The sequence below is a fragment of the Rhizobium sp. N621 genome (assembly GCF_001664325.1).
GTDB lineage: Bacteria > Pseudomonadota > Alphaproteobacteria > Rhizobiales > Rhizobiaceae > Rhizobium > Rhizobium esperanzae.
Genome location: NZ_CP013497.1, coordinates 186371 through 199672 on the forward strand (window position 1 = coordinate 186371; position 13302 = coordinate 199672).

The 13302-nt window shown below is 56.3% G+C and carries 10 protein-coding genes and 1 pseudogene; 8 read left to right on the forward strand and 3 right to left on the reverse strand.

The features are described from left to right. The first annotated feature begins 25 nt into the window (after positions 1 to 25). From AMK00_RS23490 to AMK00_RS23505, 4 genes are all read left to right on the forward strand, one after another. The gene (locus AMK00_RS23490) at positions 26 to 1291 is read left to right on the forward strand and encodes an NAD(P)/FAD-dependent oxidoreductase (RefSeq protein WP_004671504.1); all 1266 of its coding nucleotides are present in this window, start codon (positions 26 to 28) and stop codon (positions 1289 to 1291) included. A gap of 296 nt (positions 1292 to 1587) precedes the next feature. Then, on the forward strand, positions 1588 to 2553 hold the full coding sequence (locus tag AMK00_RS23495; RefSeq protein WP_008534397.1) for a helix-turn-helix transcriptional regulator: 966 nt from the start codon (positions 1588 to 1590) through the stop codon (positions 2551 to 2553). Between the two features lie 292 nt (positions 2554 to 2845). Continuing rightward, the gene (locus AMK00_RS23500) at positions 2846 to 5107 is read left to right on the forward strand and encodes a methyl-accepting chemotaxis protein (protein WP_008534399.1); all 2262 of its coding nucleotides are present in this window, start codon (positions 2846 to 2848) and stop codon (positions 5105 to 5107) included. A 175-nt stretch (positions 5108 to 5282) separates the two neighbouring features. After that, positions 5283 to 8081, forward strand: coding sequence for a sensor domain-containing protein (locus AMK00_RS23505; protein ID WP_004671498.1), 2799 nt, complete (start codon positions 5283 to 5285; stop codon positions 8079 to 8081). 747 nt (positions 8082 to 8828) lie between these two features. Here the strand turns inward: AMK00_RS23505 and groEL are convergent. Continuing rightward, a pseudogene (gene groEL, locus AMK00_RS33210) lies at positions 8829 to 9052 on the reverse strand (chaperonin GroEL); the annotation flags it as partial. Between the two features lie 294 nt (positions 9053 to 9346). On the opposite strand from groEL, the gene AMK00_RS23515 reads away from it, so the two are divergent. Beyond that, a complete protein-coding gene (locus AMK00_RS23515; protein WP_064811974.1) occupies positions 9347 to 10267 on the forward strand; it encodes an ArdC family protein in 921 nt (306 codons plus the stop codon). Positions 10268 to 10377: 110 nt separating this feature from the next. On the opposite strand, the gene AMK00_RS23520 is transcribed toward AMK00_RS23515, so the two are convergent. Both AMK00_RS23520 and AMK00_RS23525 read right to left on the reverse strand, forming a co-directional pair. Then, positions 10378 to 10560 carry a hypothetical protein gene (locus tag AMK00_RS23520; protein ID WP_016737443.1) on the reverse strand — a complete coding sequence of 61 codons (183 nt, stop codon included), beginning with the start codon at positions 10558 to 10560 and terminating at the stop codon, positions 10378 to 10380. 771 nt (positions 10561 to 11331) lie between these two features. Then, complete coding sequence (locus AMK00_RS23525; RefSeq protein ID WP_042120136.1) at positions 11332 to 11703, reverse strand: hypothetical protein; 372 nt, start codon at positions 11701 to 11703, stop codon at positions 11332 to 11334. A gap of 98 nt (positions 11704 to 11801) precedes the next feature. On the opposite strand from AMK00_RS23525, the gene AMK00_RS23530 reads away from it, so the two are divergent. From AMK00_RS23530 to AMK00_RS23540, 3 genes are read left to right on the forward strand one after another with little or no spacing between them, the layout of a single operon-like run. Continuing rightward, positions 11802 to 12338, forward strand: a complete 537-nt coding sequence (locus AMK00_RS23530) for a hypothetical protein (protein WP_064811975.1) — start codon at positions 11802 to 11804, stop codon at positions 12336 to 12338. A gap of 3 nt (positions 12339 to 12341) precedes the next feature. Beyond that, complete coding sequence (locus tag AMK00_RS23535) at positions 12342 to 13001, forward strand: lytic transglycosylase domain-containing protein (RefSeq protein WP_064811976.1); 660 nt, start codon at positions 12342 to 12344, stop codon at positions 12999 to 13001. Next, positions 12998 to 13297 carry a TrbC/VirB2 family protein gene (locus AMK00_RS23540; protein WP_009997887.1) on the forward strand — a complete coding sequence of 100 codons (300 nt, stop codon included), beginning with the start codon at positions 12998 to 13000 and terminating at the stop codon, positions 13295 to 13297. Before AMK00_RS23535 ends, AMK00_RS23540 begins: the two co-directional genes overlap by 4 nt. The last annotated feature ends 5 nt before the right edge of the window (positions 13298 to 13302 follow it).

A 13302-nucleotide genomic window follows, 5' to 3' on the forward strand; every position in this document is an offset into this window, starting at 1 on the left:
GAGCGCGCAGGTTTGGGGAGACGAAATGGATACGCATCGAGTTGTCGTAGTCGGCGGTGGCTTTGCCGGACTCCAGTTAGCGAAGGACCTCAAGTGTCCCGACACTTCCATAACGATCGTCGACAGGCGCAACCATCACCTCTTTCAACCGCTCCTCTACCAAGTTGCCACGACTGTATTGGCAACCTCGGAGATAGCCTGGCCCATCAGAGCATTGTTCAGAGGACGAAAGGATGTATCGACGCTGCTGGGCGAGGTTGTTGGCGTTGATACCGAGGCACGCGTAGTATCGCTCAAGGATGGGAATGCTATTCCCTATGACACGCTCGTTCTCGCGACAGGTGCAAGGCACGCCTATTTTGGCCGGGACGAGTGGGAGCCGTTTGCGCCCGGGCTAAAGGCACTCGAAGACGCGACGACCATCCGGCGGCGGCTTCTTCTCGCGTTTGAGAAGGCCGAATTGGAGGCTGATCCCGAACGGCGGAAGGCAATGCTCACGTTCAGCATAATCGGAGCAGGCCCGACAGGCGTGGAGATGGCTGGGATTATAGCGCAACTGGCCCAACGAACCCTTGTTGAGGAGTTCCGTAGCATCGACACCAGATCGGCGCGCATCCTTCTCATCGAGGCAGGTCCACGTGTCCTACCCGTGTTCCCGGAAGCACTTTCGAGATATGCCGAGCAGTCGCTAATCAAGATGGGCGTCGAAGTGAGAACAGGCATTCCCGTGACGGCATGCAACGAGAACGGCATCGCGATCGGAGATGAGTTCGTTTCAAGCCGGACCGTCATCTGGGCTGCGGGGGTGCAAGCGTCGAACGCCGCCGCCTGGGTCGGTGCTGAAAAGGACAGGGCGGGTAGGGCGGTCGTGCAGCCAGATCTGACTGTTGGCGGTAAGCCCGAGATTTTTATTATTGGAGATACTGCCTCCGTGAAGGCCGCTGATGGAACACCCGTCCCCGGAGTGGCTCCCGCCGCCAAACAGCAAGGCAAATATGTCGCTTCGGTAATTGAAGCACGACGTCTGGGTACACCCACTCCAAGTGCGTTCAGATATAGGCATCTGGGAAACCTGGCTACCATCGGGCCGAATTCGGCTGTTATCGACTTTGGGAAGATCCGGCTCAAGGGCGGAATTGCATGGTGGATTTGGGGGCTTGCCCATATCTACTTCCTGATAGGTACGAGGAGCAGATTGGCAGTGGGACTAAGCTGGCTATGGATCTTTGTTTCCGGCCATCACTCCGCACGTTTGATCACGCAAAAAGAAACCTTAAAGGATGAGGTTTAGTCGCTAGCGCGAGCACGCCCGAGTCTGCTGGGCCGTGAATGGAGACCATCAAAGGCCAGACATTTGGGAATCGGTTGCGAAGCGATGGTTGGCAGCAGGTAACAATTCTGTCGGAGTTCCATATATAACAATGATTGATCTTCGCACTATCAACTTAGGCGACTTCGACTGCGTCGAATTCACGGCGAGGACTGGCCGCGACAAGTCAATTGCCCTGTCCGCCTGTCGTTAGCGATAAGCGGGCCTCATGCTTGAATACCGTTTCGGGAAGGAAGTGATGATGTGGAGAGTTGAGAGTGTCCCCCTCTAAGATTGACCATTTCTCGCTCAAAGGTACCTGCAGCGAGGAACTCGCGGCAGCGCTTTCGAGGCTTTCCCCGCAATCTGAAGCGCATGTACATGGCGATAAGACGATCGCCTACGATGTACATGCGATTACCAATGGTCCGATTGCAGTTATTGCCGCGCACTACGAGGGCGACCTAACCGTCCAGCACCGGGGACCGGCGGAGGCAAACATCATCATGCTTCCACTACATGGGCGATCGGTCGTTACCGTTGACGGCAGACAAATCCCGTCAGAGGGAACGCGGGGCGTTTTCGTGAACAGTATGTCGGCGAGTACGACCCAATTCATTGGGCCCAGGAAACATTTGGGGCTTAGGATCGCCCATGATGAGCTGACGCGCCGTTTGGGATGTCGGCTCAATACGCCAATAAGAGGCAGCCTCGATTTTTCGCCAGAAATCGACCTATCGGTCGGGTTCGGCTCCCTTTTGGTTCAACTGGTACCAGTGCTGTATGCTGGATTACGAGACGGAACCCTCCTTCAATCACCGATAGCACTTCATCACCTCACTGAAACGACGATGGAGCTTTTGATCGAAGCTGCGCAGCATCGCTACTCATCTGAGTTATGCCGCGTTGCTGAATCACCCTTACCCAAGGCCGTTAAGCGGGCGGTCGACTATATGCGTGCCAATATTACTCGGCCGCTATCTCTTGAGGAAATCGCAACGGCTTGTGGCGTAAGCCGACGCACTCTTCAAAGCGGTTTTCGCAACTTTCGGAATACGACCCCTCTGGCATTCCTGCAGCACCTACGGTTGGAATTAGTGCATCAGGAACTGATGACAGGCGAACCTGGCCTCTCGGTCACGCAGGTCGCTCTGAAATGGGGCTTCGTGCATAGAGGCAGATTTTCTGCGGACTATCGCAAGCGCTATGGGGTACTTCCCTCGGAAACATTGCGTATATCATAAGCAGATTGCGCCGACCGAGCTACGATCAGCCGGCACGCTCGACCGTCCTCAAGGCTTGCAGCAACAGCACTCTCCAGAAAAGCCGACTGCCTCGGCCCAAGATCTGTCTTGCAGATGATCCCCTGAACGCGACGATGTTCCGATCTGCGCAACGCAGTTCAAGACCACTACAGGGGTTAATCTTATAGTAATTATGCCGAGGTCATCTCACACATAGCGGTCAATGTCGCAATGTTCTGGACCGCGTCGCTAATGGAAGCCGGTGTAATTTATAGTCGTCTATGAGGAACATATGTCGAGACTGCCGCTATCTCTACTTTTAATGATTTTGGCAATTATCCCGTTGACGGCGTTCGTAATCATCGGAGTATCAACATCACTGGGATATTACCGAGAATACTCTACCTTCCGCAGCGCACAAACAACGCAGCGACTTGGGCGGGAAGGCGGATTCCTCGCCCAAGCTATAGCGGCGGAAGCGTTTGCAGGCGCCGACGTGCGTCGGGCAAAGCAAGCTGCATCGGACAGGGCTTTTACAGCGGTCTTTTCCGCTTACGACTCTTGGAAAAAGGCATTCGACGATCCGGCCATAGAACGGGCGGTACAGATCATTCGTGAAAGGCGGGACAATATCGATAGCTTCCGCCGGCGCGTCGATGACGGAACGGCTAGCGAGGCGGAGGGAGCTGTTGCTTTGCGCCCAGCTGCCCTTGCGGGCTTGGAGCTCGTCCGTCGCACTGGGGCGACTGTCAATGATTTGGATTTAGCACGCCAAATTACCGGTTTTCACGCGCTCATGCAGATCACGGAAGCTAGTTTGCTGGAGATCAGGCCCGGCCGAGCCTACGTCAAAAATTCAGCCATGTCCGTCGATCTATTTTCGTCCCTCTTACAGTCAAAAAATCTAAAGCAGCTTTATGTGCCTGCGATGCAGGAATTTCTCCCCGCCGATCTCGTCAAATCTTATGACGACTTCGAGGCCAGCGCCGCAGGCAAGTTCATCGCGGGCGTTCGCGATCAGATGTATGCAAACCAGCCGGGCGTTTCCTTCCCCCCCGAGACGTTGGATCGATGGAATGAAATCACCCAACAGCGGGCTGCTTTGTTGACCGCACTCATTATGCGCACCGGCGACGAGTTGGACGAGATGGCATTTCAGCGTTACGCCGATCTTCGCAATGCCTTTATCGGCTACTCCGGCGCCACGCTTCTGATCATGTCTACGGTACTCATTTTGTGCATTTCGGTCGTTCGGAGAATTTCAAGCTCCATTCGGACTCTGACAAGCCGAATGAAGGCACTCGCAGAAGGCGATACGTCGGCGCCGGTGCCCTTGACGATCCGACGCGACGAGATCGGGGACATGGCGCGTTGCCTTGAGTTTTTCCGCGGCGCGGCCATACAGAAAAGTAACCTGGAGACATCCGCGGAAGCTGAGCGCATTCGTTCTGACCAAGAGAAGCTGGATATTCAGGTAAGGGCGGAAAAAGAAGCAGAAGAGCGCCTCATCCGAGCGACGACGGCATTGGCAACCGGGTTGAAGCGGATGGCGGATGGAGACTTGATTTATGAAATTGAGGAGCCGTTAGCGCCACAGTTTGAAAGTTTGCGCAGGGATTTCAACGCTTCCATTCGTCAGCTCCGGGACGTGCTTGTTACCGTCGGCCATTCAGTCGAAACGGTCACGAATGGCAGCTCGGGCGTCTCGGCCGCATCTGAAAATCTTTCAAGACGCACGGAGCAGCAGGCGGCTTCGCTCGAGGAAACTGCAGCGGCGTTGGAGGAGATAACCGTCAACGTTGCATCGACCACGAAGAGGACGGCTGAGGCGCGCGGAGCCGTCCAACAGATGCGAGATCATGCGGAAATGTCCGGTCGGGTTGTACGCGATGCTATCGGCGCCATGAATCGCATTGAAAACTCCTCCAAGCAGATTTCCCAGATCATCAGCGTCATCGACGCGATCGCCTTCCAAACGAACCTCCTGGCGCTGAACGCCGGCGTCGAAGCAGCGCGTGCTGGCGACGCGGGAAAAGGCTTTGCGGTTGTTGCCCAGGAGGTCAGGGAGCTTGCACAGCGCTCAGCGACAGCGGCAAAAGAAATCAAGGATCTCATCGGCAATTCAGCTCTTGCCGTCGACGAAGGCGTAAGGCTCGTGAGTGAAACCGGATCGGGCCTGAGAACGATTGAAGAGCTTGTGCAGGATGTAAATCTTCATATGGACGCAATCGCAACGGCCTCCCAGGAACAATCGTCGGGCCTGCGCGAGATCAACGGCGCGGTTAACCATATGGACCATGCCACTCAAGAAAATGCGAGCATGGTCGCGGAGATGAATACTGCAGGATCGCACCTCGCTCAAGAGAGCCAAAGCCTAGCCGCACTGTTGAAACATTTCCACTTCAAAGACGAGAGCGGGAAGCCACAGAAGGTCACGGGCGAACTTGGGAAGAGCTTCCCGCCCGGTCAGACAATGGTTGACCGCGGAGACTATCCGATGCGCCGTGGTAACCTGGTGCTCGCGCCTTCGAATGATGATTGGCAAGCGTTCTAAATGATATGGGCGGCGTCGCCGACCACATGCAAATACACGTCTTTGATGATTCTGAATGAGAGCGATATCCCGGTGGGGTAGCGGCATGGTACTCCGCCAAATGACTTGTGCGGTCCTAACAAAATGCTGGCTTGACGCATGATTGCTCAGCCACGTGACAAAGCAGGACAGGCACATGAAACACGTACGTCAATCGGAACGCACATCCCGCCCCGAACAGCCTGTGGAAGTGCAGATGCCGACTGATGCTCAAATCGACCAGGGGCGTGGAGCCTTCCGCAACGCGGTCAATGCCAGCCCTCCGCTTGCCACGGGCACGGCCCCGCCATTTTCGGAAGCCTCCGTTGTCCGGCCATCGCACGGTCACGACGCAGATGTCGCAAGTCTGAAGCAACCGTTTGAGAAGGCTTTCCGGGCGAATCCCCGGCATCCTGCGACAAACATCGACTTGCCATTCAACGCCGAAGAGATGTCCAGTGCCGTCGTACTCGACGCGATCCCGTTACCCGTCTTCTTCAAAAACAGAGATGGGATACACCTTGGTTGCAACAGGGCCTTCGAAAGCTTCTCCGGCCGCTCAAAGGGAGATATTATCGGAAAAACCGTTTTCGATTTGGTGCCCGCACCCATAGCCGAGACGTATGCCGCGTTGGACGAGGCGCTTTTTGCAAATGGCGGTGTTCAGCAATATGAAGCAAAGGCCACCACCGAGAATGGTGGTGTCGTTGATCTTTTACTCAGCAAGACCGCAATCACTGATATCGCTGGTAACAGGATCGGCTTGGTTGGCGCGATGTTGGACATCACAGAGCGAAAACGTGCGGAGCATGATCTCAAAGAGGCTCTTGAATTCGCAGAGGGAATTATTGCCGCCATTCCTGACGTTCTGTTCGAGGTAAATGCCGACGGTCGCTACCTGCAGGTCTGGGCAAGGAATCAGGAGATCCTGGCGCAGCGAAAAGAAGTGCTGCTCGGCAAGCTTGTCCGCGATGTGCTCCCTCCAGATCAGGCCGACATCGCTATGCTGGCTCTTGAAGAAGCCGATGAAACCGGCGCCTCCTACGGTCGTTGTGTCCGTATAGCCCTACCAAACGGCGAATCCCGTTGGTTTGAACTGTCGGTCGCAAGGCGACCAAGCAGCAATCACTCAACCGTCACTTTTCTGGTGTTATCTCGCGATATTACCGAACGAAAGCACGCCGAGGGCACGACTATTGAAGCTCGGGCTCGCCTCCTAAGTGTCCTGCAGACCATTCCGGATATGGTATGGCTGAAAGACGTAACAGGCAAATATCTGTTGTGCAATCATGCCTTCGAAGAATTGGTCGGCAAGGCAGAAGCGGAAATCGTCGGGAAAACGGATTATGACCTGTTTACTCCCGAACTCGCCCAGTTTTTTCGTGACAAGGATGAGGAGGCCATGCAAGCCGGCCGTATTCTCATCAATGAGGAACGGTTTACCGCTCACGAGGACGGTCGATCAACGCTTTTGGAGACTCGTAAGGTTCCGGTATTCACGGGGGGAAAGCTGATGGGGATCCTCGGCGTCGCCCGCGATATCACCGAACTGGACACGTCCCGTAAGAAAATCCATCAGATGGCATTCTACGATTCTCTGACCGGCCTGCCTAACCGGACACTTTTCAATGAACGGCTACGCGAGATGATCGGGGACGCGGCTTCGGCGGGCCAGCGAGCCGGGGTGATGCTGATCGACATGGACCATTTCAAAGCGATCAATGACACTATGGGACATCCCGTCGGTGACGAGTTGCTGCGGCAGGTGGCGACACGCATGAAAAAAGGCGTCCGTGCCAGCGACACCGTGGCGAGACTCGGTGGAGATGAATTTGCAGTCTTGCTGCCCAATGTTCAGGACAATGACGATTTGGCTCAAATTGCCAGCAGAATGCTTGCCGCATTCGGCGAACGCTTCATGCTTTCCGACAGGGAGATCTTTGTATCCTGCAGCATCGGGATATCGGTATTTCCAAATGACGGCGACGCTCCCGACGATTTGGTGAAATATGCGGATTCTGCGATGTATTTGGCGAAGCGCTCGGGGCGTAGCAACTTCCGCTTCTACTCAAAGGATCTCACGATTGGGGCTGAAAAGCGCCTAGCGCTAGAATCAGACCTACGCCTAGCTTTGAAACATGAGCAACTTGAACTCCATTATCAGCCAAAGGTCCTATTGGACAACGGAAAGGTGATCGGTTCAGAAGCACTGCTACGATGGCATCATCCGAAGATGGGAATGATCCCTCCGGGAGAATTCATAGGTGTCGCCGAGGAAACGGGATTGATCATCGATCTTGGACGATGGGTGCTGCATGAGGCGTGTTGCACGGCTGCCGTCATGAATGCAGATGGACTGCCCCCGCACAAGATTGCGATAAATTTGTCTCCTAAGCAGTTTCAATGCCCGCGTTTGTCGCAAACGGTGGCGGACGTATTGCAGGAAACCGGTTGTCGTGCGGAGTGGATCGAGGTTGAAATAACTGAGAGTCTCCTGCTCCATAACTGCGAGGGCGTTTCGACGACACTCTCTCAATTGCATGCGAGCGGAATTTCCATAGCGATCGATGATTTCGGCACCGGCTACTCATCTCTGAGCTATTTGGCTAACTTTCCCATTGATACCCTCAAAATTGACCGGTCATTCATCAATCGATCCGACAAGCGAAGTAGAGAACTGGTCAAGGCAATTCTCTCAATTGCGCGCTGCCTAGGGCAAAATGTAGTCGCTGAGGGCGTGGAGACGGTCGATCAAGAAAAATTCTTGGCTGAAAGCGGCTGCGCTGTGGCACAGGGGTTCTACTATAGCAAGCCCATCCCGAAGTCCGAACTTCTCGCTGCAAACGCAGTGCTCGAGTTCTCTCGCGGTGATTCCCATCTTACGCCGATGCCCGCAGAGGAAGGGGTGGCACTCATGCGCTTGCCTCCCGCATCTGTTGGGACCCGAACCGCGTGAAGCCTACGGCTAACAGCGCGCAGGATCCACGCCACCTGCGGCGCTGTTTATACCGCACTCATCCAACGGAAGCCCAAACTACTCTGGGCGATTGGATAAAACGCGGACCAATAGGAACTACTTAAAACTTCAGGTGCTTTGATGTTCCGAAATATGCAGGCCCTGTACCGAATTGCGCGACGAAACATACGTTGACGTGTTTTCGCTTTCGATTGCCATTGCAAAGACTTGCCCAGTACAATCTACTATTCTGCGTCAATATCGTCAAAAGCATAACCGTGCAAAAGCTCATCCCATTTCCCCATCCGAATAGAAGTTCTGCGGATTTGAAAAGTTCAACTGCGAATTCGAATGGCTCCGGACATTTCGACATCATCCAATCGCTGAAATCGGAACTTCACGATTTGGCTAGTGCCGTAAATCAGTTGGAGGCGCTATGTGAGTCATACCGATCCCAAGCTGATACGTGCTCGCAACCTGACTGAACGACTGAGCGTCCGCGCTTGTCATCGTATTCCCTATGACCCTCTCTGGGCGTGGCGGCCAGTGGTTCGTTGAATCTTGCCAAACGTTCCCGGATCCCACCACTTCCCGAACACGGGAGCTTCAATTCGATCAACTCGAAACTTTCGGCCATTTGAACGGGTGGCGGAAAAAAACGCCAGCGATTGCGCCGTGATTTCGTAATGGTTCTGCCTATTTGCTGAAGGCGGTCGGCCGATTGGAATGCTCCATCAGACCTCAACTTACCGGCAGCAAGGACTGCAGGTTCGATAGCTTCTTTTCGTGGATGAGGATATACGGATCCTCGAACTCTACCCGCATCTTGTCCTGGTTGGCGACGAAGTAGGGGCTGAGGTACGGGTCGAATTGCATGCGCGCGAAGACTACGAGTTTGGTCTCGGCGGTCTTGGCTTCCTCGACGAAATGGCACTCTCGTTGCTAACCTTCTCCATTGCGTCGACGAGGAACGGCCGCGCAAGGTCGATGCCACGCTTCGGGTCCATCGATTCATCCCGGACGCTCCCGCCTTGCGTAATAGACTGGATTTTTCATTTCTGCCTGGGTTTCAAACCTGTCTCGCCGTGGTGTTGCTGCATCCCGTCCTGCCCCGGCTTTTGGTCCTGCCAGGCTCGCGCTGCCCGCAACGGCTTTGCCGTCCTTCACTTCGTTGCGGCCCTGCGGGTGCTGGCCGCACTTGCAGCCTGGCTTTTGGACCGCCGTAGCAGGTCGCGATGGCCGCGACCTCGAACGGAGGTTCAGAGATGAACAGGCAGCAATCCAATCAACGATCCGATATCTACAGCCGCATCACCACCAAGATCATCGCCGATCTCAAACAGGGCGTCCGTCCATGGACCAAGCCATGGACGACGGGAGGCTGGACAGCCGAGGTCAGCCAGCCACTGCGCCACAATGGCCAACCCTACACCGGCATCAATGCTCTGCTCCTCTGGTCTGAAGCCATCGCCCGCGGCTTTGCATCACCAAGGTGGATGACGTTTCGCCAGGCAATCGAGCTCGGCGGCGCCGTCCGCAGGGGCGAAACCGGCACGACCGTCGTCTTCGCCAGCTCTTTCATCCGCGCCGAGACGACGGAGACAGGCGCCGAAATCGAACGCGACATCCCCTTCCTCAAAACCTACACCGTGTTCAACACCGACCAGATCACCGGCCTTGATGGCCTTGCCCATTCCATCGCGCCTGACCAGGATTGGATGAGCCGCATCGGTGCTGCCGGCCGCTTCTTTGCCAATACCGGCGCCCTGATCCGCCATGGAGGATCGGCGGCCTATTATGCTGCTGCCCGTGACTACATCCAGATGCCGTGCTTCGACGCCTTCCGGGACGATGCATCCTATGTCGCCGTTCTCAGTCACGAGATGACGCACTGGACCGCTGCACCGCGAAGGCTCGATCGGGATCTCAGCCGCTATGCGAAAGACAGGAGCGAACGCGCCCGCGAAGAGCTCATTGCCGAACTCGGCAGCTGCTTTCTCTGCGCCGATCTTGGTATCGTCCCCGAGCTCGAACCACGCCCCGACCATGCAAGCTATCTCGATGACTGGCTCAAGGTTCTCGGCAGCGACAAGCGTGCCATCTTTTCAGCGGCAGCTCATGCCCAGCGCGCGGTCGACTATCTGCATGACTTGCAGCCGGACCTCAACGAGGAGGAGGCGGCGTGAGCCGTCTCCTTCTTAGCCACCCGGACGCCGCCCACTGCCGCGACCCGACGGCCGCAAGCTCCTATCCCGCGAACCGGCGTCTAAAATCGTCAGGCATTGACCTCGCGCAGCTAGTGGGGCGTGTTCACCGGCATATTGAAGTGACGCGCGAAGTATTCCGACGGCGTCGTCATGCGGCCCGTGGTGAGAACCAGCGCATCCCCTCGACCGTCGATGCTGAAAATCACGCGACTGTGCAGGCTTGCAACCTCCTCCGGCAGATCCTCCCTTAGCATCGCGATGGCGGAAGCCATCGTCCGCCGAGGGCGAACGAGAACGATGTCCCGCGCGAACGAGTCGTCGTGCGTAGCATCGAGAGAAGCGTTGATGACAGCGGGTCGTCGGATGATCTATTTGGAACTAGCAAAAAATATTGCTTTGATAAATTTGCGCTGACAGCTTTGGCCGCGGCCTCAACACGAGCGGGTGCCTGCAGCCGCTGGCGCGCATTGGAAAGATGGAGGCGGACGGTTTGAATGGATAAGTTTCAGTCTCCTATGGATAGCACCGTCACTATCGCCGTCGGATAAAAGCTGCAAACAACGTCTTTCCTGTTTCGTCAGATCCTGCCTGGGATTAGCGATCTCTCCGTCCAAACGCGTTGGACCCGTTCATGAAATCTGTTTTCGCTTGGCGCGTAATGCCGGATAGACACTGGAGAGCCAACCATCGGCGCCCTCACCGGTAGGTCATGTTCCAGCCGAGTTCGCCGGTGCGCAACGCGCTCCATATGCTGAGCGGCGACGGAGATAGGGAACGCACGGGCGGGGGCAGTCGGTCCCGCCTCCCTTGACGGCCGCTATGCTGAGGCTCCTGCGGCTGCCCTTGTTCCGCCCTTAGCGTGGCGAGAATTCCCGAAATCCGCCTCACGGCGCCGCTATGCTGATTTCTCCGATACTCTTCATTGTTTGATTGGAACCCGCCTGCGGGCGGGTTGCCCGATCGTCCCTGATGGCTGCCGGCAGCCATGCGATCGGGAGTTGTGAGTGATTCGCCATCTCGCCTCATCAAACATCGAAAATCAGTCAGTTTAACCCCGCCTCCTGGCTGGCGCGGAAAGAGCTCAGCTTGCTCAGGAGGTCCTGAGAGATCTCGAATTGCCGCGCCGTCCCCCGGCCCATGGCGTTCTTCCCCATCGTCTCCAAAAGCATTCCTCGCTTTACCAAAAGGTCGACCGTCTCCTTCACACCGCTGCGTGTTAGCTCGGTAATCTCAATGATATTAGAGAGTGTTAGCTTCTGGTGGGCCTGAGTCATCGTATAGAGGATCGTCATCATGCCGATCTGCTTCAGCCTCGCCTGGGGGGTCTCGTCCTCCAGCGGATGGTCGAGGATCTCATGGAGAATGAGTCCGGAGAAGGCAAGGTTGTGCCATTGCGTTTTAATCGCGCTTGTCATGTCATTTAACTGTGTTATATACGGCAGTATGAATGCGGGCAGGCAGATTGGGTCTCCCGAAACGCAATAGGGCGCCATCGTCTCGAAGGATCCTGTTCATGAAAAGCCTTCTCCTGAATTCACTGCTTACAGTCTGCTTCGTTGCGCCAACCTATCTTATTTTCGGCAGTAAAGCGCGGGCCGAGGATTGGGGATGCCAGGTTATCCTATGCCTTTCCAATCCCGGCGGGCCGACGCAATATGCAGAATGCCGGCCGCCAATCCAGAAGCTGTGGCGGGAGCTTGCCGAGGGGCACTCATTCCCGACCTGCAGCGGCGTCGGTTTTCAGAGTTCGCAGCCGGGCTATGAACCCTATTATTGCGATGCGGGGTACAAGCTCACGACTGATAGCGGTCGCGGCGGTCGGCAAGCAACCTGCGTGTCGACATCGCCGCAGCCGGTGAGCAACAGCCTCTGCTGGGATGGGAACGACTATACTTCCCGCGACAATTCGGTCCTGTCGCCACATTGGCAGCGCGTGGACGGGCACCGCCAGTGCATGGGCTATCTGATAAGTCGTCCGAATGTGCGATCGCAGCCGCACTATGTCGATGTCACCATCGACGGCGCCGGTAAACAGCGCGTTTGGTACTGACCGATGGGTGCTGCATTCGTCGAAATCGCGCAAACCTGTGCGCCGATGGTTCAGGTCGAGACGCTGGCCGGCATTGTCAGCCTTGAGAGCCGTTTTCAGCCTTTCGCCATTCGCATCAACAGCGGCCCGCCACTCGCCGCCCAACCCGGATCGAAGGCGGAGGCGATTGAGATTGCGACGTCTCTGATTGCCGATCACCAGGCTATTCAGATCGGGCTCGGCGGCATCGCGATAGAGGACCTTCAAAAACTGAAGCTATCCGTGGCCGACGCCTTTGATCCCTGCCTGAACCTCAATGCGACGGCCAGGCTTCTCGACGGATACTACCGCGCCGCATTACGCGCGGGGGATCCGGCTCAGGCCGAAAGGGTGATGCTCCAGTCCTACTACGGCCGCGATGATCCATCCCTCGGCGCCATGGTCAAATATGACGAGCAGGTACGCCAGGAAGCAAAGCGGTTATCGCCGATTGCTGCCTCCCTTGTGATTGGCGAGCCCGATGGCCGGGCCGGGCCTGGAGAGCCGACGCAAGATCAGGTGGCGCCGGCGCTTGCGAAGCAATCCTTCCAAACCGCCGAGGCCACATCCTGGGATGTTTTCAGCTCAGGTCGGCAATCCTCGGTTCTCGTTTTCCAGAATGATCGATCGGAGCAGAGTGAATGATATCCAAAGCCAGACTTCGCCCCCTTGCGGCATCCACGCTGATGGCGGTCGCCATTGTCATGTGCCTGGTCGAGCCAGCCTTCGCCCAGGCCGCCGGCATCGAAACCGTGCTGCAGAACATCGTCGACATGCTGACCGGCAATATCGCCCGTCTGCTGGCCGTCATCGCCGTCATCATCATCTGCATTGCCTGGATGTTTGGCTACATGGATTTGAGGCGGGCCGGCTTCTGGATTATCGGGATCGGCGGCATTTTTGGCGCCACCGAGCTGGTCAACACCATCGTCGGAGGCTGACCGGC